18 protein-coding genes and 3 tRNA genes are annotated in these 21,202 nt (G+C 62.6%); 13 read left to right on the forward strand and 8 right to left on the reverse strand.

Annotated elements, in window-relative coordinates; genetic code table 11:
* Positions 1-32: 32 nt before the first annotated feature.
* From BLW36_RS06560 to BLW36_RS06570, 3 genes are all read right to left on the reverse strand, one after another.
* Positions 33-1,244, reverse strand: coding sequence for a hypothetical protein (locus BLW36_RS06560; RefSeq protein ID WP_091386300.1), 1,212 nt, complete (start codon positions 1,242-1,244; stop codon positions 33-35).
* 122 nt (positions 1,245-1,366) lie between these two features.
* The gene (gene rhlB, locus BLW36_RS06565; RefSeq protein WP_244506152.1) at positions 1,367-2,968 is read right to left on the reverse strand and encodes an ATP-dependent RNA helicase RhlB; all 1,602 of its coding nucleotides are present in this window, start codon (positions 2,966-2,968) and stop codon (positions 1,367-1,369) included.
* 152 nt (positions 2,969-3,120) lie between these two features.
* A complete protein-coding gene (locus tag BLW36_RS06570) occupies positions 3,121-3,738 on the reverse strand; it encodes an HvfX family Cu-binding RiPP maturation protein (RefSeq protein WP_091386304.1) in 618 nt (205 codons plus the stop codon).
* A gap of 70 nt (positions 3,739-3,808) precedes the next feature.
* Between BLW36_RS06570 and BLW36_RS06575 the strand changes: the two genes are divergently transcribed.
* Both BLW36_RS06575 and BLW36_RS06580 read left to right on the forward strand, forming a co-directional pair.
* Positions 3,809-5,170 carry an MATE family efflux transporter gene (locus BLW36_RS06575; protein WP_091386305.1) on the forward strand — a complete coding sequence of 454 codons (1,362 nt, stop codon included), beginning with the start codon at positions 3,809-3,811 and terminating at the stop codon, positions 5,168-5,170.
* Between the two features lie 113 nt (positions 5,171-5,283).
* A complete protein-coding gene (locus tag BLW36_RS06580; protein ID WP_091386307.1) occupies positions 5,284-6,825 on the forward strand; it encodes a succinylglutamate desuccinylase/aspartoacylase family protein in 1,542 nt (513 codons plus the stop codon).
* Here the strand turns inward: BLW36_RS06580 and BLW36_RS06585 are convergent.
* From BLW36_RS06585 to hemA, 4 genes are all read right to left on the reverse strand, one after another.
* Positions 6,822-7,748, reverse strand: a complete 927-nt coding sequence (locus tag BLW36_RS06585; RefSeq protein ID WP_091387019.1) for a cation diffusion facilitator family transporter — start codon at positions 7,746-7,748, stop codon at positions 6,822-6,824. The two genes, BLW36_RS06580 and BLW36_RS06585, sit on opposite strands and share 4 nt — an antisense overlap.
* A 64-nt stretch (positions 7,749-7,812) precedes the next feature.
* Positions 7,813-8,640: a peptide chain release factor N(5)-glutamine methyltransferase gene (gene prmC / locus BLW36_RS06590; protein ID WP_091387021.1), complete on the reverse strand. Its 828-nt coding sequence runs from the start codon at positions 8,638-8,640 to the stop codon at positions 7,813-7,815.
* A 52-nt stretch (positions 8,641-8,692) separates the two neighbouring features.
* A complete protein-coding gene (gene prfA / locus BLW36_RS06595; protein ID WP_091386309.1) occupies positions 8,693-9,775 on the reverse strand; it encodes a peptide chain release factor 1 in 1,083 nt (360 codons plus the stop codon).
* Positions 9,772-11,049, reverse strand: coding sequence for a glutamyl-tRNA reductase (gene hemA, locus BLW36_RS06600; RefSeq protein WP_091386311.1), 1,278 nt, complete (start codon positions 11,047-11,049; stop codon positions 9,772-9,774). Before hemA ends, prfA begins: the two co-directional genes overlap by 4 nt.
* Before the next feature lie 411 nt (positions 11,050-11,460).
* Here hemA and BLW36_RS06605 point away from each other — a divergent pair, with 411 nt between their 5' ends.
* The 11 genes from BLW36_RS06605 to BLW36_RS06655 all read left to right on the forward strand — a co-directional run bounded on the left by BLW36_RS06605 (position 11,461) and on the right by BLW36_RS06655 (position 20,002).
* The gene (locus BLW36_RS06605; RefSeq protein ID WP_091386313.1) at positions 11,461-13,260 is read left to right on the forward strand and encodes a tetratricopeptide repeat protein; all 1,800 of its coding nucleotides are present in this window, start codon (positions 11,461-11,463) and stop codon (positions 13,258-13,260) included.
* Positions 13,244-13,864, forward strand: a complete 621-nt coding sequence (gene lolB / locus BLW36_RS06610; RefSeq protein ID WP_091386315.1) for a lipoprotein insertase outer membrane protein LolB — start codon at positions 13,244-13,246, stop codon at positions 13,862-13,864. The genes BLW36_RS06605 and lolB overlap by 17 nt, the downstream gene beginning before the upstream one ends.
* 63 nt (positions 13,865-13,927) lie before the next feature.
* A complete protein-coding gene (gene ispE / locus BLW36_RS06615; RefSeq protein ID WP_091386316.1) occupies positions 13,928-14,821 on the forward strand; it encodes a 4-(cytidine 5'-diphospho)-2-C-methyl-D-erythritol kinase in 894 nt (297 codons plus the stop codon).
* Between the two features lie 14 nt (positions 14,822-14,835).
* Positions 14,836-14,910, forward strand: a tRNA-Gln gene (locus tag BLW36_RS06620).
* Between the two features lie 289 nt (positions 14,911-15,199).
* Positions 15,200-16,129: a ribose-phosphate pyrophosphokinase gene (locus BLW36_RS06625; protein ID WP_091386318.1), complete on the forward strand. Its 930-nt coding sequence runs from the start codon at positions 15,200-15,202 to the stop codon at positions 16,127-16,129.
* A 182-nt stretch (positions 16,130-16,311) separates the two neighbouring features.
* A complete protein-coding gene (locus BLW36_RS06630) occupies positions 16,312-16,950 on the forward strand; it encodes a 50S ribosomal protein L25/general stress protein Ctc (RefSeq protein WP_091386320.1) in 639 nt (212 codons plus the stop codon).
* 5 nt (positions 16,951-16,955) lie between these two features.
* Complete coding sequence (gene pth, locus BLW36_RS06635) at positions 16,956-17,555, forward strand: aminoacyl-tRNA hydrolase (protein WP_091386322.1); 600 nt, start codon at positions 16,956-16,958, stop codon at positions 17,553-17,555.
* Positions 17,556-17,626: 71 nt separating this feature from the next.
* A complete protein-coding gene (gene ychF, locus BLW36_RS06640; protein ID WP_091386324.1) occupies positions 17,627-18,718 on the forward strand; it encodes a redox-regulated ATPase YchF in 1,092 nt (363 codons plus the stop codon).
* Between the two features lie 71 nt (positions 18,719-18,789).
* The gene (locus BLW36_RS06645) at positions 18,790-19,704 is read left to right on the forward strand and encodes a DMT family transporter (protein ID WP_091386326.1); all 915 of its coding nucleotides are present in this window, start codon (positions 18,790-18,792) and stop codon (positions 19,702-19,704) included.
* Between the two features lie 107 nt (positions 19,705-19,811).
* Positions 19,812-19,888, forward strand: a tRNA-Met gene (locus BLW36_RS06650).
* Positions 19,889-19,927: 39 nt separating this feature from the next.
* Positions 19,928-20,002, forward strand: a tRNA-Gln gene (locus BLW36_RS06655).
* A gap of 152 nt (positions 20,003-20,154) precedes the next feature.
* On the opposite strand, the gene BLW36_RS06660 is transcribed toward BLW36_RS06655, so the two are convergent.
* A complete protein-coding gene (locus BLW36_RS06660; protein WP_091386328.1) occupies positions 20,155-21,198 on the reverse strand; it encodes a sulfite exporter TauE/SafE family protein in 1,044 nt (347 codons plus the stop codon).
* Positions 21,199-21,202 lie beyond the last annotated feature (4 nt).

Genomic DNA, 21,202 nt, shown 5'->3' on the forward strand with positions numbered 1-21,202 from the left:
GTTTAACCCTGCTGTTGCGGGTGACGGAGCTACTACCTACCAGAGGTTTTCTGTTTCCTGATACGCCGATACCAGGGTGCCCGCGGCTGGGCTATTTTGGCGGTCTGCGCCAGGCACTGCGCGAGCGCGGACAATTCCTCACCAAGAGTTCCACCGAGGATTCCATCGGCACAGTCGGCTGTTAACAGCGCCTGCAACCGGTCTGCCAGCAGGGCATCCCTCAATCCCAATGGATTTTCCAGCCCCGCCTCGAACAGATCCACCGTCCAGCGGCTCAGATCCGAAAATGAAATCCTGTCGTTGCCCTCGCGCGGGTAGGCACTGAAGTCATCACTAAAGGCCAACCCGGAATCGTTGCACAAGAAGCGATCGTTCAGATTGCGGTTGGAAACCTCGAACTGCAGGAAGAATGCGAGCGCCGAGGCGCGGCTGGGTGTCAGGCGGACAGTGTCTACAACCATCTTCGGCTTGAGTTTATCGATTTCCCAGCGCGCCACGCCCAGTTCGACCAGCTTGTGAGTCAACAGGAACTGCTTGCGGCAGACACCCTCATTGACGCGACACGGTGGGATTTGAACCCCGTCACCCAGCAATGCGGCAAAATCCGTGACGATATCGCCGCTGCTCTCTCTGGCGACATCGAAGTCCCGCACCCGGAGCGACGGCAGGCCAAAACTCTGCTCCCACAACTGCAACTTGGCAAAATAGTCGTAATAGGTTTTGACGGCTTCGTTTAGCTCTGGAAAAGCGCCCTCGCTGTGCCCCATCAATTTGCTGGAGGAACTCCAGTCGCGCTCGCTGGCCCTGGCCGACTGCTGCTTGAAGGACATCGCCTGCCGGTCCTGTCGTCGCAGATAGACAATCACAACGACATCGTCGAAAAACTTCTCGCAGCAGGCTCGCACCTGTTCGATGTCCTCTGCCGAGTGCAGGAATGAAAAATGCTCACCGGAGACGATAACGCGCTCACCGCGACTGTTCGCCAGCAGCTGCTCGAGGCGCCGATTGGGGCCAAACGAAAGACCTCCATTCTCCTTACGCACGTCCACCGCCGCCGATGAATTGCCGTTCTTACCCAGCGAAACAAATTCATAGCCCTGCTCGAGCAAACGGTCGGCATGGCGCTTAAGGGCCAGCTGCAGCGAGCTCGATGCGGTCTTGTGATAGCCGATATGCAGGTAGAGGGTGCGCATGGTGCCGTTGATAGTCTGGATAATCGGTGCAAGAGTAAAAACAATCGTCACCGGAGTAAAACTTCTGTGACTCGCTGTTTCTTGTCGACCCGTGTGGTTTTTAACTTATTCTGTTCATTCTTTGCCCGCGGGGAATAAAAACGCGGGCTGAGCCCGCGTTATTTACGGTTGGACTAGTGGCGCGGCCGCCGGCCACCGCCGCCGCGACGGCTGCCGCGACTGTCTCTGTCACCGCTGCTGCGCTGCACTTTCACTTTCGGCGGTTCTGCCAGCAGCTCCTCCGGCGGAACCTCGCACTTCAGTTTTTGGCCCAGCAGCTGCTCGATCGGCTCCAGGCGCATGGCATCGTCTTCACAGGCAAAGCTGATCGAGGTACCGGTCTTGCCGGCGCGACCGGTACGGCCGATACGGTGTACGTAATCTTCCGGCTCTTCCGGCAGCGTGAAGTTGACCACATGGCTGATGCCGTCGATATGGATACCGCGGCCCGCCACATCGGTGGCCACCAGCACCTTGGTCTTGCCGGACTTGAAATCCTCGAGCGTGCGCACGCGCTTGTTCTGGGCGATTTCACCGGACAGCAGGCCGGCGGAGATACCGTGGGCCAGCAGGTTTTCATGCAGGCGGCGGCACTGGTCGCGACGGTTGGCAAACACGATCAGGCTGTCCACCGCATCACTCTGCAGGATGTTGTACAGCAGTGTGTACTTCTCATCGCTCGCGGCCAGGTAGACATGTTGCTCGACGCTGTCGGTGGCCACGCGCTCCGGCTCGATCTCGACAATGACGGGCTCGTCGGTCCACTGCTCTACCAGGGAATCCACTTCCGGCGTAAAGGTGGCGGAGAAGAACATGGTCTGGCGGTGTGTCTTGCGCGGCGTCTGGCGGACGATACGGCGCACCTGCGGGATAAAGCCCATATCGAGCATGCGATCGGCTTCATCGATCACCAGCACCTCCACCTGGTCCAGGTAGCAGTCGCGGTTGCTGGCAAAATCCAGCAGCCGGCCGGGAGTCGCGACAAGGATATCCACCAGTCGCTCGTTCAGGTTGCGCTGCTGCTTCTGGTAATCCATACCGCCGACCAGGGTATGAATCTCCAGATCGGTGTACTTGCACAGGGCCTTGGCGTCATCGGCGATCTGCATCACCAATTCGCGGGTGGGAGCGATGATCAGCGCGCGCGCCTCACCGGCATAGCGCTCGCCGTCAAACGGGTTTTTCAGCAGGTCGTCGATAATCGTGATCAGGAAGGCGGCGGTCTTGCCGGTGCCGGTCTGGGCCTTGCCCACCATGTCGTGGCCATTCAGGGTGTGCGGCAGCGAGCGGCCCTGAATCGGTGAACAGTATTGGAAGCCGAGATCCTGAATCGCATGCATCAGCACCGGCGGCAGGCCCAGGTCGTGGAAGCGCACCTTGCCTTCCTGTTCCGGCACCTGGAAATCGTCCAGCGACCAGGGAGCGGACTGCGCCGGCGCAGCCTCCTGGCTCTTGCTGTCCCGGCCACGGCGGGACTTGCCCTGGTCGGCGGCGGAGCCGGACTCGGCTTGGTCGGCCTTGGAACTCTTGTGGCTCTCGGACTTGGCGCCCTTGCCGGAACGCTGGCGCTCTCCCTTGCGATCAGAGCGCTTTTCCTCGCGCTGGCGGCTCTCAGCCTCTCGCTGAGGACTCTTTACCTCGCGCTGAGGGCTCTTCTCCGCCCGCTGAGGGCTCTTTTCCTGCTGGGGGCCCTTCTCGTCTTTGGACCCGGAACGGCGGAACAACTTTCCTATCAAGTGAAATACTCGCTATATGCTCACAAATTCGACAAGAGCGAATTTGAACGCCGCAGGCGCCCGCAGGGCGCACGCCATGGACGGCATGGGTTAAATAATCGGCGAGTATATCATCTATATGGACCGGAACCCGAACCTTATTGACGCCATCACTATTTGCTGCAGCGGCGGCAGATCCAGTAATCCAGGCTGAGGAAGCGGCCCGCGCCGCTGAACAGCAGCGCCAGCAGCATGATGAAGTAGGTGGCGGCGAACTCTATGCCATTTTTCAGTATCGTGAAGTTACCTGCCTCGGTCAGCCAGTCGTAGTTGCCGTACTCCTTGAGCAGTTCCACTGCCTTGTCCTTACGCACCGCGGCCTCGGCGATCAGGTCCTGGCGCCATTCCCAGGGCATCACCAGGGTCTGGTCCGGCAGCGCCGACCAACCGTACTGCCAGTGCGCCGTCACGGCGGCGACGGCCATCACAAACATCAGCGGCAGCGCCACCAGGCGCACCCCCAGACCCAGCAGCAGCGCTACGCCGCCGAGCAGTTCGGTCAGCGCCGCCAGCCAGGCCATCAGCAGCGGCGCCGGCAGCCCCAACCCCCAGTCCGGATTACCGAACCAGGCGGCCACGTCACCGATATGGCTGACCTTGTTCATACCGGACAGAATAAAGATCGGCGCCAGGTAGATACGCAGCGCCAGCGGCCCCAGCCAGTCCAGCGAGCGCAGGCAGCGCAGAAAACCGCCATAAAGTCGATTGATACCCGCCAATGCGCCATCCATAATTCCGCCCTCGTTATTCGCGCTCGTTTTTCACTGTAGTCGACGCACTGCCGCCAGTTGTTACACCCCTATGTTCAAACTCTACCGACGGGCCACCGCCACCGAACTCTCCCGCCTGACCACGCTCGGTGGACCGCTGGTGGTAAGCAACCTGTCAGTGGTCAGCATGGGCGTGACCGACACTATCGTCGCGGGGCGCGCGGGCGAGGTAGATCTGGCCGGACTGGCGCTCGGATCGAGCATCTGGGCAGTCTTTGCTGTGACCCTGATCGGCCTGCTGGCGGCAGTATCGCCGCTGGTGGCCCACCTGCGCGGGGCGCGGGACGAGCGGGGCTGTGCGGAGCAGCTGCAACAATCGCTATGGATTGCACTGGTCGGCGGCCTGATTGTGGTCGCCGCGCTGCTGGCCGTGCCGATCTGGAGCCAGTGGATCGACACCGAGGAACCGGTACGCCGGGTCCTGCAGCAGTACATGCTGGCGCTCGCCACCGGCACCCTGCCCTTTGCCGTGGGCACCGCACTGCGCGGCTATTGCGAGGGTATGGGCCAGGTGCGCCCGGTGATGCGTATCTACCTGGCAGCGGCAGTGCTGAACATCCCGCTGGATATTCTGTTCGTATTCGGTGCCGGGCCGATACCTGCCATGGGCGGCGCCGGCTGCGGCTGGGCAACGGCCCTGGCGAGCTGCTCTATTGCCGCAGCACTGTTCTGGCACGCCGGTAACGACCCGGTCTACCGCGCGCTGCAGCTCAGGTTGCTGCCACCCCGGCCCCACGGGCCGACACTTCGACAACTGCTGACGGTGGGCCTGCCCATCTGTATCGGTGCCGCCAGCGAGGTCACCTTCTTCGCCAGCCTGACGGTGTTGCTGGCCCCCTACGGCGCCACCATTCTGGCGGCGCATCAGATAGGCCTGAACATCGCCTCCATCTTTTACCTGGTGGCACTCGCGCTGGCACAGGCGCTGAGCATCCGCACCGCCCAACTGCTGGGGCAGGCGCGGCCGAAACGCGCGCGCTTCACCGCCAAGGTGGGCATCAGCAGCGGACTGCTATTTGCGTTCGCAACCGGCATACTGCTGATCACCCTCCGCCACCCATTCGTACTCGCCTATACCAGCAACGCGGATATCATCGCGGTGGCCACCAACCTATTGCTGCTGGGTGCGGCGTTTCAGCTGGTGGACGTCGCCCAGGCCATGGCCTGGGGCGCTCTGCGCGGTTACCGGGATACCCGTGTGCCGATGTACGTACAGCTGTTTTCGTACTGGTTGGTGGGCCTGACCTCGGCCTACTGGCTGGGGGAGAATTTCTGGGGTGTCTACGGCTACTGGACAGGTATCTGTATCGGCCTCAGCACCGCGACCATCCTGCTCGGCTTGCGCCTGTGGCGCACCAGTCGCCGCGCGATCCTGAGCGTCCACCATCCCTGATCGGCAAATTTCGTCACAGACCCGGGGAACGCTTTCGCTATACTCGCGCTCCAAGGCTACAGCCAACAGGCGCGTAATTAAGCCTGCCATCGAGTTTTTACTGGAGTGACTGAATGTTGTTGCGCTCGCCCCTGAGCCGATCCCACCGCACACTGAGTTTCGCCCTGCTGCTGATATCCGCACAGGCACTGGCCCTGACCGAGGCGGAAGAGCCGCAGGACAAGCCGGTGCCACAGGCGGAAAACCTGCAGCTGGACCAGCCGCTTGTCGAGGAGCAGCAACCGGTTGCGCCGGCTGGCACAGACCAGAAGCCCCAGGACGAAGCGGCGCCGGAGAGCAAAGACGAGGAACCCCTGCCCAAGGCGGAAAACCTGCAGCTCGACCAGCCCATCGAGGAGCTGGAAGAAGTTCCGGCGGCCAAGCCTGAGCCACAGCCGGCGGTATCCGACACCACAGACTCGCAGCCGATAGCGGGCGCGGAGAGCGAAGAGCTACAAACTGACGCGCCCCCCCCCGAAGAGCAGGCCAAACCGCTGCGCCTGCTGGGCGCCGAGGTACCGCCGGGCACCTCCACACGCCTGGCATGGTCCCCCTCCCAGCACTTCGAAGGTGTTTACAGCTCCACCGCGGTGCTGGTGGTCAACGGTGCCCAGCCGGGCCCGACCCTGTGCCTGACCGCGGCCGTACACGGCGATGAACTCAACGGCATAGAGACAGTGCGACGGGTCATGTACAACCTGGATGCGGACAAACTAAGCGGCGCGGTTATCGGTGTGCCGATCGTCAACCTGCAGGGTTTTCACCGCGGCTCCCGCTATCTGACCGACCGCCGCGACCTGAACCGGCACTTTCCCGGCGACCCGCGCGGTTCGTCGGCATCGCGTATCGCCCATTCATTTTTCCACGAGGTGATCAGCCACTGCACCGCAGTGGTGGACCTGCATACCGGCTCCTTCTACCGCACCAACCTGCCGCAGCTGCGCGGTGACCTGAGCAACCCCAAGATCGTCAAGATGACGAAGGGCTTCGGCTCCACTGTGGTACTGCACAGCGATGGCGCCAAGGGCACTCTGCGCCGCGCCGCGGTGGAGGCTGGCATTCCCACGGTCACGCTGGAGGCCGGCGCGCCGATGGTGCTGGACGAGCTATCGGTGAGCCACAGCGTCAAGGGCATCCGCACGCTGCTGAATCAACTGGGCATGGTGGCCAAGTTCCGCCTGTGGGGCGATCCGGAGCCCGTCTATTACAACTCCACCTGGCAGCGCGCCACCACCGGCGGCATCATCTTCAGTGACGTGAAGCTGGGGCAGTTCGTGCGTAAGGGCGACCTGCTGGGCACGGTGACCAACCCGATCACCAATGTGCGCACCGAGATCCGCTCCCAGCACAATGGCCGCATCCTGGGCATGGCGATGAACCAGGTGGTGCAGCCGGGATTCGCCGCTTACCACATCGGCATTCAGGCGCCGCAGGAACAGATCAGTCCGCCGGAAGAAGTGACCGCCGAGAACGAGCAGACGGTAAAAGAGACCGCCGCATCGCCGAGCGACGAAAAACCGGCGAAGGGCGACGCCCACGCCGATGAAGCCGCGAGCGGCGATGAAGAAGTGATCGAGAGCCAGTCGTCCGATAGCGATGGCCGGGATGAGGACTAGGGAACCTCACTTCCCGGCGACTGAACGCCGCTGACCCGGTCGATGATGCTCACACCGGCCAGGCTCAGCGGCTCCGGCTGCAGCGTGATGTGATCGATATCGAAACGCTTGATCAGGGTTGCGCGCAGCCGCCCCAGCACTGCCGGCCAGGCCTGCAGGTCGTCGACGACGATATGCGCAGACAGGGAAATGGTGCTGCTATCCAAACGCCAGATATGCAGGTCGTGCACCGAGCGCACACCTTCCACCGCTGCCAGCGTCTCCCCCACTACCGGCAGGCTCAACTCCCGCGGCACCCGCTCCATCAGCACATCCACCGCATCGCGCAGCAGGCGCAGACTGGACAGCAGGATCAACAGACAAATCAGCACCGACAATAGTGGATCTATCGGCAGCCAGCCGGTGAAATAGATCACCGCACCGGAAATCAGTGCCGCCACCGAACCGAGCAGGTCCCCCATCACATGCAGCAGCGCACCGCGGATATTCAGCGTCTGTTCGCCGCGGTGCAGTGTCCAGGCCACCAGCAGATTGACCAGCAAACCGATAAACGCGATCAGCATCACGGTGCCGCCCTGCACCGGTTGTGGCTCGCGCAGCCTGCCCACCGCGGCATAGCAGATACCCACCACGATCAGCAGCATGAACACCGCATTGACGATCGCCGCCAGTACCTCCGCCCGGCCCCAGCCAAACGACAGCTCGCGGTCCGCGGGCCGCTGCGCCAGCAGCGCCGCCACCGCGCCCAGTGCCAGCGCCAGTGAGTCGGTGGCCATATGGCCGGCGTCACCGAGCAGCGCCAGCGACCCCGACAGCCAGCCACCGACGGCCTCCACCATCGCAAAAGCGAAGGTGATAACCAGGCCCCAGACCAGGGGTCGCAGATGGCCGCTGCCGTGGCGGTGGTGGACGTGTTCGTGCACGGATTCCCTCCCGGTGAAATCAATGTTCTGCAATGCGCGCCGGACATGAGCCATTGCAGCAGAATTATTTTTGCCCCAGCGTCAGCCGCTCCCAGCCCGAGTAGTCTTTGCGGCTGTCGATATTGTTGAAACCGGCAGCGGCGAACAGATCGCGCACCGCTGCCGCCTGCTGCCAGCCGTGTTCCACCAGCAGCCAGCCGCCGGTCTCGAGATATTCAACACTGCGCCGGGCTATCTGTTCAATATCCGCCAGCCCCTCGCGATCCGCAACCAGTGCCGAGCGCGGTTCGAAGCGTACGTCACCCTGCGCCAGGTGCGGATCGGCGGCATCGATATAGGGCGGATTGCTGACAATCAGATCGAACGGCTGCGGCGCTATCTGCGCAAACCAGTCGCTCTGCACTATCTGCACATTGTCGAAACCGAGTGCGCGCCGGTTTTCCTCGGCAAGCGTCGCGGCATCCGCGGACTTTTCCGCGGCGACAATGTGCCAGCCGGGTCTCTCTGACGCCAGTGCCAACGCGATGGCACCGGTACCGGTGCCCAGGTCCAGCGCGCGCAGCTGGTGTTGCGGAAACAGCTGCAGTGCGGTCTCCACCAGCAGTTCGGTTTCCGGGCGCGGAATCAGTGTGGACGCATTGACTTTCAGCGGCAGTGACCAGAACTCGCGCTCGCCGGTGAGGTGCGCCACCGGCTCTCCGCTGGCGCGGCGCGCCAGCAGTGCATCGAATTGCCGCTGTTCCGCTTCACTGAGTTCGTATTCCGGCCAGGTGTAGAGCCAGGTGCGGGGCCGGCCGAGAATATGGCCGAGCAGCACCTCGATATCGAGGCGGGCGCTGTCGCTGCCGGGGAGTTCGGCGCTGCGGCTGAGATTCTGCTTGACGCTGCTCATCGGAAAATAGTCATCGGGCGGCAACCGCAGCAGGCGGCTCCCGCCCGAGCCATCACTGGCCCAGCGCCGCCAGCTGGTCCGCCTGGTGCTCGGTGCGCAGCGGTTCGATCACTTCATCCAGCGCGCCCTGCATCACCTCGTCCAGCTTGTACAGGGTCAGGCCGATGCGGTGATCGGTCACGCGGCCCTGCGGGAAGTTGTAGGTACGGATACGCTCGGAGCGATCGCCGCTGCCCACCAGGCTTCGGCGCGCATCGGAAATTTCCCGCGCCGCGGCTGCCTCCTGCTCGCTGGAAAGCTTGGCCTGCAGCAGGGCCATCGCCTTGGCCCGGTTCTTGTGCTGGGAGCGCTCGTCCTGGCACTCGACGACGATACCGGTCGGAATATGGGTCAGGCGCACCGCCGAATCGGTCTTGTTCACGTGCTGGCCGCCGGCACCGGACGCGCGGTAGGTGTCGACGCGCAGATCCGCCTTGTTGACTTCGATCGCGTCGCGCTCGTCCGGCTCCGGCATGACCGCGACGGTGCAGGCGGAGGTGTGAATGCGCCCCTGGGATTCGGTCTCCGGCACCCGTTGCACCCGGTGCGCGCCGGACTCGAACTTCAGTTTCGCATAGACATTTTCACCGGCCACGCGGGTGATGATTTCCTTGTAGCCACCGTGCTCGCCCGGGTTTTCGCTGATGATCTCGATGCGCCAGCCCTGCTTCTCCGCGTAGCGGGAGTACATGCGGAACAGGTCGCCGGAGAAAATCGCCGCTTCGTCACCACCGGTGCCGGCGCGGATTTCCAGGAACACGTTCTTGCGGTCATTGGGATCCTTCGGCAGCAGCAGAGTCTGTAGCTCACGCTCCAGCGGCTCCAGCTGCGCCTCGGCTTCGCGCAGCTCTTCCTGCGCCATCTCGCGCATTTCCGGATCGCTCTCGTCGAGCATTTCCCGCGCTGCGGCCATATCGTCCTGCAACTGTTTATAGCGACCGTAACATTTGACCACCTCTTCCAGCTCTGCGTACTCGCGGGAGAGATCGCGGAACTGCTCCTGATCGGATATCACCTCGGCATCACCGAGCAGCGCCGACACTTCTTCGTGGCGCTCCTGCAGGTTCTCCAGCTTGTTCAGTAGCGAGTCTTTCATCCGTCTTTTTTCTCTGAATCGATATCGGTCAGCGGGTCCAGCCCGACGATTTGCCGCGCAATACGCAGCCGCTCCAGATCGCCCTCGGCGGTGGCGCGCTTGAGGCTGATGGTGGGCGCGTGTATCAGTTTGTTGGTCAGCGAGCGGGCCAGCTGTTCGAGCAGCCGCCGCGGATCCGCACCCTTGTCCAGCTGCTGCAGCGCCCGCTCGAGCTCAACGCCGCCGATTTCCTGGGCGCGCTGGCGGTAGCTGCGAATGGTATCCACGGCGCCGAGCGAGCGGTGCTGGCGCATAAATTCCGCCGCGGCAGTGGCGACGATCGAATGGGCGGCCTCGGCGGCCTTCTCCCGCGAGCGCTTGCCCTCGTCAATCACGCCGCGCAGATCGTCCACCGTATAGAGGTAGACGTCGTCCAGCTGGCCTACCTGAGTTTCGATATCCCGCGGCACGGCGATATCCACCATAAATACGGGGCGGTGGCGACGCTTCTTCAATGCCGACTCCACCGCGCCTTTGCCGAGGATCGGCAACTGACTGGCGGTGGAGCTGATAACAATATCGGCACGGGGCAAATGATCGGGAATATCGGCCAGCAATATCGCCTCGGCGCCGAAGTTCTCCGCCAGCTGCTGCGCGCGGTGCAGGGTGCGGTTGGCGACGATCAGCTGCCGCACGCCCTGCTCCAGCAGGTGGCGCGCCACCAGTTCGATGGTCTCGCCGGCACCGATCAGCAGCGCTGTCTGCTCCTTCAAATCGGTGAAGATGCGCGACGCCAGAGATACGGCAGCGTAAGCCACCGACACCGGGTTTTCGCCGATGGCGGTCTCGGTACGCACCTTTTTCGCCACCGCAAACACCTGCTGGAACACGCTGTGCAGCAGGCTGCCGACGCTGCCGCTCTCGCGCGCGACCGCATAGGCGGACTTGATCTGGCCGAGGATCTGCGGCTCGCCGAGCACCAGCGAGTCAAGCCCACAGGCCACCTGCATCATATGGCGCACCGCCGCCTCGCCACTGTAGCTGTAACTGCAGCTGTCCAGCTGCTCCAGCGACACTTGGTGATACCCGGCCAGCCATTCGAGCAGGCGCTCGCGCTCAACCTCGCCGTAGATCTCGGTGCGGTTGCAGGTCGACAGTATCGCCAGCTCCGGGCAGTTCAGCGCCTTGCGCGCTTCCGTCAGGGCGCCGGGCATCACCTCGGGGGCAAAGGCCACCCGCTCGCGCACCTCTATTGGTGCACTATCGTGGTTAATACCCAGGGCGAGGATTGGCATAGGTTCCCGTCGGCGTTAAATCTTGAGGTGCAGGCCCGGGATCCCCCCAACCCCCTACTGCGGCGGCCCCAGAGCACACCCTGACTGTTTTTCGCTCGGTCGAAGTGCTCTACGTACTGCAAGTACGCATGCGCTCTCCTCCTGTCACGAAAAGCAGCCAGGACGCACTCTGGAGCCACCTCGCTACGGTGGTTCGGGGGAATTCCGGGCCAGCGTTGGGGGCGCATTTTCACGGGCGGCCGCTCCGCTTGCAAGGTCGGGAGGCGGTTTAATTGCGCGCAGAGTTGCGGCCAGCCCCTCTGCCAGACGGCTCCGCAGGCAAATCGCGACTAGAATTATACGGAGATAATCGCCTAAAACACGCCACCCGCGCCAAGGCCCCGCGCGACGCCAACGTATGGATACGTCTCTATGCTTCCAGCACCTCGTCCGAATCCAGCCGCCAAAGCCTCCTCACCGCTTCGCTACCCAAGCCTGCTGGCGGCGGCGCTATCTCTACTCATCAGCGCCTGCACACAACAGCAAACCCAGGTACCGCCAGAGGCCGCCCTGCAGCAAGACACACTGCCGGCACCGGCCGTCGAGAAAGAGACCGCCGCACGCGCCTTCCCGATTGATACGTTTTATACGCTGCTGGTCGCCGAAGTGGCCGGCAACCGCGAGCAATACGACGTAGCCCTGGCCAACTACTTTCATCAGGCCGAACGCACCCAGGACGCCGGCGTGGCAGCGCGCGCCACCCGTATTGCGCGCTTCCTCAATGCGCGGCGGGCAGCACTGCGCTCGGCAAAGCTGTGGGCGGAACTGGAACCGGAAGATCCGGAGGCTCAGCTGGCCGCCACCGCCGAACTGACTCTGGCCGGAGACCTGCAGACCGCCCTGGTACACGCGGAAAAGGCCCTGGAGCTGGGGGGCGACGCACCGCTGCAGTCCCTCGCTGCCACCGCCGTATCCAACCGGGAACTGACCGAGCAGGTAAAGCCCGATTTCCTGCGCCTGGCGGAGAAATACCCCGACAACGGCGAGGTGGTGCTGGCCTACGCAATGATGCTTCGCGCCGCCGAGCAGTATGCACAGGCGCTGACCCTGGTGCGCAGGGTACAGGAACAACACCCGGACCTGCTCGACGCACCGCTACTGGAGACGCACCTGCTCGTCGACCAGGACAGGCGCAAGGAGGCACTGCAACTGCTGGAGAAACTGGTCGCTATCCATCCGCGGGAGAGCCGCCTGCGCCTGCAGTATGCCCGCCTGCTGATTCGCGAGGATCTCGCCCTGGCCCAGCAGCAGTTTGCGGAGCTAGTAAAACAGAACCCCAACGACGGCAACCTGATCCTGTCCCTGGCGCTGATTCGCTATGAAACCGACCATATCGACGAAGCCAAACCACTGCTGGAGCGGCTGCTGACACTGGAACAGCATCAATCGGCCGCGCATTTCTATCTGGCTGGCATCGCCGAAAAGGAAAAGGACGTTCCCGCCGCAGTGGCGCACTACCGCAAGGTTGAACCCGGCAACGACTATGTGGAGGCCATTACCCGCGGCACGGAGTTACTCGCCGCCACAGGGCAGAATGAAGAAAACGGCAAGTGGTTTGCCGAGCTGCGCCGGCGACATCCGCAACAGCAAGAGCACTTCTATCTGATGGAAGCGGAGCTGTTACGCAAAAATGAACACTATCAACAGGCGCTGGAACTGGTCGACCAGGCCTTGGAAGACCACAGCGACAATGGCCGTTTGATTTACACCCAGGCCCTGCTGAACGATAAGCTCGGCAACGGCGCCGCGTTTGAACAGGGCATGCGCAAACTGCTGGACCGGGACCCCGATAACGCCACCATACTCAACGCACTGGGTTACAAGCTGATTGAGGACGAGTCCCGCCACGACGAAGCGCTGCAGCTTATCAGCAAGGCACTGGAACTGCGCCCCGACGATCCGGCCATCATCGACAGCATGGGCTGGATACAGTACCGTCTCGGCAATCACAGCGAAGCGGTCAAGTATCTGCAGGATGCCCTGGAGAAATTACCCGATCACGAGATTGCAGCGCACCTGGGCGAGGTACTGTGGGTACAGGGCAATCGCGAAAAAGCCATGGCAGTCTGGCAACAGGGGCTCAAAAACAATCCGCAGAGTAAAATCATTCCGGCCGCGATGAAGCGTCTGCAAATCAACGAATCATTGGAACAACATGCATCTGACAGCTGATTATTCCCGCATCGCAAAACGGATTCATTTTCTTGCGTTGGCCCTGCTGACTTTTTTGCTCGCCGCCTGTGCCGGCCAGCAACCCCAGCCGCCCACCGCAGCGGAGCAGTCGGCGATGCAGCTGCAGAACTGGACCATCCGCGGCAAGCTCGGCGTGCGCTCCCCCACTGACAATGGCAGCGCCAATCTGACCTGGGAGCAACAGGCAGCGCCGAACTACCGCATTCACCTCAGCGGCCCCCTCGGCGCCGGCGCCACGGTGATCAGCGGTTCGCCCGGCGGTGTCAGCCTGAAGCGCGGCGACGAACCGCCATTGCAGGCGCGCAACCCGGCGCAACTGACCATGGAGACCCTTGGCTGGCCGCTGCCGGTCAACGAGATGTTCTACTGGGTTCGCGGCCTCCCGGCCCCCGGCGGCGCCAGCAATCAGCAGCGCAACGCGCAGGGTCAACTGCAGAGCCTGCGGCAATCCGGCTGGCAGCTGAATTTCAGTGAATACCAGAACCGGGGCCCCTATGTCCTGCCCACCCGCATCAAGGCGGAAACGCGCGCTGCCGCGGGGCCGGTAAAAGTGACGCTGGTGATCAAGGAGTGGCTTTTTTGAATGATGGATGGCGTGCAGATCGGTATCATGCACCGTTCTGCTTAACTGGCCCAACCACCATTCATGATTCTGCAGCTACCCGCGCCCGCCAAACTCAATCTGATTCTGCGCATTCTCGGTCGCAGACCCGACGGCTATCACGAACTGCAAACCCTGTTCCAGCTACTGGATTTCGGCGATTCACTGGAGTTTGAGACGCGTGAAAACGACCGGATCAGCGTGGATGCGGGCACGCTGGATATTCCACTGCAGGACAACCTGATTTATCGCGCCGCGCAACTACTGCGGCAGCATACCGGTTGCAACAAGGGAGCCCATATCCGCCTGCAGAAAAACCTGCCCCAGGGCGGCGGTATCGGCGGCGGCAGCAGCGACGCGGCGACCGCACTGCTCGGCCTCAATTACCTGTGGCAATGCAATCTGCCAATCGACGCGTTGGCGGAGTTGGGACGACAGCTGGGTGCCGATGTACCGGTGTTCGTACGCGGCCGCACTGCGTGGGCCGAAGGCGTCGGTGAAAAACTGACACCGGTAGCCACCGAGCCGCGCCACTACCTGGTGCTGGTACCCAACTGTGCCGTCAGCACTGCGGCGGTTTTTGGCGATCCCCGTTTGACAAGAGATTCCACCGCAATTACATTAGCGGCCCTTCGCGAGGGGCAACCCGGCGACATACGGCTGGACAGTGAATGGCTGGAACGACATTCCGGTAATGACTGCCAGGCCCTGGTCGAGAAACTCCACCCGGAAATCCGCGCCGCCCGAGAGTGGCTGCAGCAGTTCGCCAAAGCGCAACTGACCGGTACCGGGGCCTGTGTATTCGCAGCGTTTGACTCGGCCCAGGCGGCCAGCGACGTACTGGCGAAACTGCCGGCAAAATGGAGCGGCTTTGTCGCCGCCGGGGTGCAGGAATCCCCCACCCACCGGCAACTTGCGAAGATAGCGTCAACTCTTTAAGGCGCAAACTTTACTGGGGCGTAGCCAAGCGGTAAGGCAGCGGGTTTTGATCCCGTCATGCGTAGGTTCGAATCCTACCGCCCCAGCCACTCTTTCAGTTTTGCAGAATTCATCCTGAATTCTGCAAAAGACGCCGATCGCGGCACATGTCCGCAATCGGCTCCCGCCAATTCAACGGCTTCGCCGCTGAATTGCGAGCGTCACATCCATGTGACGCCGGGTAGTAATGAACAACATTATCCTGTTTTCCTTCGCGGCCGCCTGTGCCGCCCGGCATAAAGGTGACGCAATCGCGCGCTAACAGCTTTCATAGACGCAGGCATCTACACTTCATTTCATTTGCAGACAGAACTAAAGGAACTCGCAGTGGCTGACTTAATGGTCTTTACCGGTAACGCAAACCCGGAACTGGCACAGAAAATTGTCGACCATATGGCGATCCCCCTGGGCGAAGCGGTGGTCAAGCGCTTCTCCGACGGCGAGATTGCAGTGGAAATCACCGACAACGTGCGCGGCCGCGACGTGTTCGTTGTGCAGTCCACCTGCCAGCCCACCAACCGCAACCTGATGGAGCTGATCCTGCTGGTCGACGGCCTGCGTCGCGCCTCCGCCGGCCGCATCACCGCGGTGGTACCCTACTTCGGTTACGCGCGCCAGGATCGCCGCGTGCGTTCCCAGCGGGTGCCCATCTCTGCCAAGGTGGTGGCCGATATGATGGTGAGCGTTGGTATCGACCGCGTTCTGACCGTCGACCTGCACGCCGAGCAAATCCAGGGCTTCTTCGACGTGCCGGTGGACAACGTCTACGGCTCCTCAGTACTGCTGGACGATATCGAGCGCCAGAACTACGAAGATCTGGTGGTGGTATCCCCGGATATCGGCGGCGTGGTGCGCGCCCGCGCCGTGGCCAAGAGCCTCGAATGCGAACTGGCCATCATCGACAAGCGCCGTCCGGCCGCCAATGTGGCCGAGGTGATGAACATCATCGGTGAAGTCAACGGCCGCACCTGCCTGCTGGTAGATGACATGGTCGATACCGCCGGCACCCTGTGCAACGCCGCCAATGCCCTGAAAGAGCACGGTGCCAAGAAAGTCGTGGCCTACTGCACCCACCCGGTGCTGTCCGGCAACGCCATCGACAACCTGAACAACTCGGTTCTGGATGAACTGGTAGTCACCGACTCCATTCCGCTGGGCGACAAGATGGAGCGGGCACCGAAGATCCGCCAGCTGACCCTGTCCGCGATGCTGGCCGAATCCATGCGCCGCATCAGCAACGAGGAATCGCTGTCCGCGATGTTCCGTTGATCCCCTGCCGGCAAAGCGTTGCGGATCACGCAACGCTTTGCCTTTCCCCGCGATTCCCGTAGAATACGCGCCCGCCCGGCCCCGCCGGGCGTTTACTATTGGATTGAAGCAATCCGATTTACAGCAATGCCAGAGTGGTCCGGTCGCAGGTCACTCTGGGCAGACAACCCGAGGTTTATCCCATGTCTGATATCAAACTGAATGCCAGCGTCCGCAGCGACGAAGGGAAAGGTGCGAGCCGCCGCCTGCGTCGCCTGGAAGGTCGTGTCCCCGGTATCGTTTACGGTGGCAAGGCCGAGCCGCAGTCCATCTCCGTACTGCAGAAAGAACTGTTCAAGGCCCTGGAGAACGAAGCGTTCTTCTCCTCCGTTCTGAGCCTGGACATCGACGGCAAGGAAGACAAAGTGATCCTGCGCGATCTGCAGCGTCACCCGGCCAAGCAGCAGCTGCTGCACGTCGACTTCCAGCGCGTTTCCGCCAACACCAAGGTTCACGTGAAAGTGCCGCTGCACTTCCTGAACGAAGACACCTGCAAAGGCGTTAAAGCCGGCGGCATCGTGTCTCACACCCTGACCGAGCTGGAAATCAGCGCTCCGGCGTCCAAGCTGCCCGAGTTCATCGAGGTAGACCTGGCCGGCCTGGAAATGGACGGCATCCTGCACATCTCCGACATCAAACTGCCGGCCGGCGTTGAGTCTGTGGACCTGAGCCACGGCGCCGACCACGACCTGGTTGTCGCTTCCGTGCACAAGCCGCGCGGCGCCATCGAGGCAGAAGCCGAAGGCGAAGGCGAAGCAGCTGAAGGCGCAGGCGAAGAGTAAGCGCTTTGTCGAAGGCACCGGACACGCCAATCCAGTTGGTTGTGGGGCTGGGCAATCCCGGCCCCGAATACGACCGGACGCGCCACAACGCCGGTGCCGACTTTGTCACCGAGCTGGCCCGCCGCCATGGCGTCCAGCTCGCGTCCGACAGCAAGTATCACGGCCTCAGCGGCCGCGTGCGGATCGGCGGCCAGGATGTGCGCCTGCTGATTCCCACCACCTATATGAATCGCAGCGGCCAGTCCGTGGGCCCGCTGGCGAACTTCTTCAAGATTCCCGCCGAAGCCATTCTGGTCGCTCACGATGAGCTCGACCTGCCCCCGGGTACCGCGCGCCTGAAAGCCGGCGGCGGTCACGGTGGCCACAACGGGCTGCGGGACATCATCTCCGCGCTGGGTAACAATCGCGACTTCATGCGCCTGCGACTCGGTATTGGCCATCCGGGCAGCGCCCGCGAAGTGGTCAAATTTGTCCTGCAGCGCGCCCCCAGAGCGGAACAGGAACAACTGGCCGATGCCATCGACCGCGCCGTCGATGTCATGCCTGCCGCAGTCAGCGGTGACTGGGGGGCGGCCATGAAAGATCTCCACACTAACGCCAAATAAGCCGGGCACAGTCGTACCGACTGGGTGCAGCCAATCCGCCCAAGCCCGGACTAGCAGACAGGAACCAGACCATGGGTTTTACTTGCGGTATCGTCGGCCTGCCCAACGTGGGCAAATCCACGCTGTTCAACGCCCTGACCAAGGCGGGTATCGACGCCGAGAACTTCCCCTTCTGTACCATTGAGCCGAACGCCGGCGTAGTACCGGTGCCGGATACGCGCCTCGACAAACTGGCCGAGATCGTCAAACCGCAGAAGGTGCTGCCCACCACGATGGAATTCACCGACATTGCCGGCCTGGTCGCCGGCGCCTCCAAGGGTGAAGGTCTGGGCAACAAGTTCCTGGCCAATATTCGCGAAACCGATGCCATCGCCCACGTAGTGCGCTGCTTCGAAGACGACAACGTCATCCACGTGGCCAACCAGGTACATCCGGTCGCGGATATCGAGGTGATCAACACCGAACTGGCGCTGGCCGACCTGGACACCGTCGAGAAGGCGCTGCAGCGCTACACCCGCGCCGCCAAGGGCCAGGACAAGCACGCCATCAAGATGAAGGCCCTGCTGGAGAAAATCCTGCCGCACCTGGACGAGGCCAAGCCGCTGCGCTCCTTCGGCCTGTCCGACGATGAGCTGGCCGACTTGCGCGAACTGAGCCTGCTGACCGTCAAACCCACCATGTACATCGCCAACGTGGACGAGGACGGCTTCGAGAACAACCCGCACCTGGACGCCGTGGCTGCCATTGCCGCCGAGGAAAATGCGGTGCTGGTGCCCATCTGCAACAAGCTGGAAGCGGAGATCGCGGAGCTGGACGACGACGAGAAACAGGAGTTCCTCGAGGAGCTGGGCATGGAAGAGCCGGGGCTCAACCGGGTCATTCGCGCCGGCTACCAGCTGCTGGGCCTGCACACCTACTTCACCGCCGGCGTCAAGGAAGTCCGCGCCTGGACCATCCCGCTCGGCGCCACTGCACCGCAGGCCGCCGGCAAGATCCATACGGATTTTGAGAAAGGCTTTATCCGTGCCGAAGTGATCAGCTACGCCGACTTCGTCGCCCATAACGGCGAAGCCGGCGCCAAAGAAGCCGGTAAATGGCGCCTGGAAGGCAAGGATTACGTGGTCGCGGATGGCGACGTGATTCACTTCCGTTTCAACGTCTGACCTTCGCACGTCTTCGCCCCCCTCCGGCTCCGGAGGGGGCGCGCTCCCCACACCGCAACACCGGTGACCCAATGATCCAATCCAACTGGAAAGTCGGCCTGCCCCTGGCGCTGACCACTGCCTTTATGTGGGCAATGCTGCCGATCGCCATGAAGGGCCTGCTCGGCGACATCAGCGCAGCCACGGTCACCTGGTACCGTTTCTCCGGCGCCGCACTGCTGGCGGGGACCTATTACGGCTGGACCCGCCAACTGCACCTGGGACAGCTGTTCACCCGCAGGCTGCTGCCCCTGACCACACTGGCCGTGCTCGGCCTGCTGGGTAACTACATCGCCTACGCCACCGGACTGAGCTATATCACCGCCGGCGCAGTGCAGGTGCTGATTCAGCTGGCCCCGCTGCTGCTGCTGATCGCCAGTGTTATCTGGCTCGGGGAGAGCTTCTCCCCGCGCCAGTGGATGGGCGTACTCATGGTGGCCGTGGGGCTGCCGCTGTTTTTCAATCAGCGCCTGGAGGAACTGCTCAGCGGCAGCAATGCGGATTATCTGATCGGCGTCGGCTTTATCCTGATCGCCGCCGTCACGTGGGCCATCTACGGGCTGTTCCAGAAGAAAATCGTCACCAGCACCCGCCCGCAGAGCCTGCTGGTACTGATCTACCTGGCCGGCACCCTGTGCTTCCTGCCGATGGCGGATCCCCTCAGCGTGGTCAGGCTGGACTGGCTCGGCTGGGCGCTACTGATCTTCCTGACCGCCAACACCCTGATTGCCTACGGCGCCTTCGCCAAGGCCATGGCCGCCTGGGAGGCATCCAGGGTCAGTGCCACCCTGGCCCTCGTTCCGCTGATGACCCTCGGCCTGAGCGCACTTATCGGCGCCCTGTGGCCCGACTATATCGAGGTCGAACCCCTGAACTGGATCAGCTGGATGGGCGCATTTGCCGTGGTCGCGGGCTCCCTGTTCGCTGCCATCGGCCGGGGCCGCTAGCGCTCGCACAGAGACGCTAACTTACTGATTAATTTACTAAAATGGGGGTTGACACACCCCCGCAGTCGCCCGATAATGCGCGCCCTCGGTTAGCCGAGACTTTCAGTGGCAAGGTAGCTCAGCTGGTTAGAGCGCAGCACTCATAATGCTGAGGTCGGGAGTTCAAGTCTCCCCCTTGCTACCATTTTCAAACTGTGAGCAATCGTTTCACAGTCCTTGAAACTGGGGCGTAGCCAAGCGGTAAGGCAGCGGGTTTTGATCCCGTCATGCGTAGGTTCGAATCCTACCGCCCCAGCCATTTTCTTCTTCGATGAATCCCCTGGAAACCCGAAGCCGATATCACTCGGTATCGCCCGCAGTTTCGGCATTCAACCAACTGGCCGGCACTTAACACGCAGTTTTCCAGGGCCGACTACACCAATTCGCGACAGCGCCAAATAAAAAGGGCGATCACACGATCGCCCCCGCAGCCTCATAACTTTGCGCACTCCCGCTGCGATCCCTCTGCCTGGACAGACGTCGCCCCTCGCGGCGCAGGCCCAATAAACGCAGCCATTCGAACCCCGCCAGACACAAGATGACCGCCAACAGCGCCAGGCCGAGACCGGCCACGCCCAGCGTGTCCAGCTCTGACGCACAGGCCCAGACAAACTGCCCGACACACAGAACCGCCACCACCAGCAGCGTAGGCTTGCGACCGATCAGCCCTACGACGAATACCCCGAGTGGCGCCCCCAGAGCCACCACCGGCGCCGCGGCCAGCCAGTTGCCGAACACCCCCGGCTGCCACTCACCGGCCAGCGACTTGACCACGACGCCGATTACGGATGCGAACGCCATGATGACCACCGAGGTGGGAATCGCCACCTTGAGGTCGACCCGGCTCAGCAGCACCAGCGCCGCGTAGATCACCATATCGATACCGACTCCGGTAACCGACACGGCACTGAACCCCGCTACGCCGCCGAGCAATAGCCCGACCCGGAAATCCAGCGGACAGTTCGGATCTCCGGCGTGGTCGTGACCGGTAATCTCGCCCAGGCGGTACAGATGCAGGATGCCGAAGCTGCCCCAGAGGACGGCGAACGCCAATTTCACCCACAGCTCTGGCACCAGCGGTGCGAAGAAAAGGATACCCGCGGGAGTGGCGACAAGCGCACCGAGCAGCGCACCGCGCAACATCGACCAGGCCAGCACCTGGCGGCGGCAGAGAATAAAGATACCGGCACTGACCATACCGATGGACTGCACCGCAAAACTGAAGTCCCGGCCGAGACTGGCCGGCATATCGAACAGCAGCACGAGTACGGGGAACCCCACCGTACCACCGCCCATCGGGGTCGAGCCGGCGGCGTAACTGCCGACCGCCATGGACACGGCCATGGGCCAGTGCTCGAGGGCTGTTTCCCAGTGGTCAAAACCGATGACCAACAGCAGCCACACACCGTAGAAAGCCGCCAGAAACAGCAGCCACAACCAGATTAAGTTACGCATGGCT

It is taken from the genome of Microbulbifer marinus, from assembly GCF_900107725.1.
GTDB lineage: Bacteria > Pseudomonadota > Gammaproteobacteria > Pseudomonadales > Cellvibrionaceae > Microbulbifer > Microbulbifer marinus.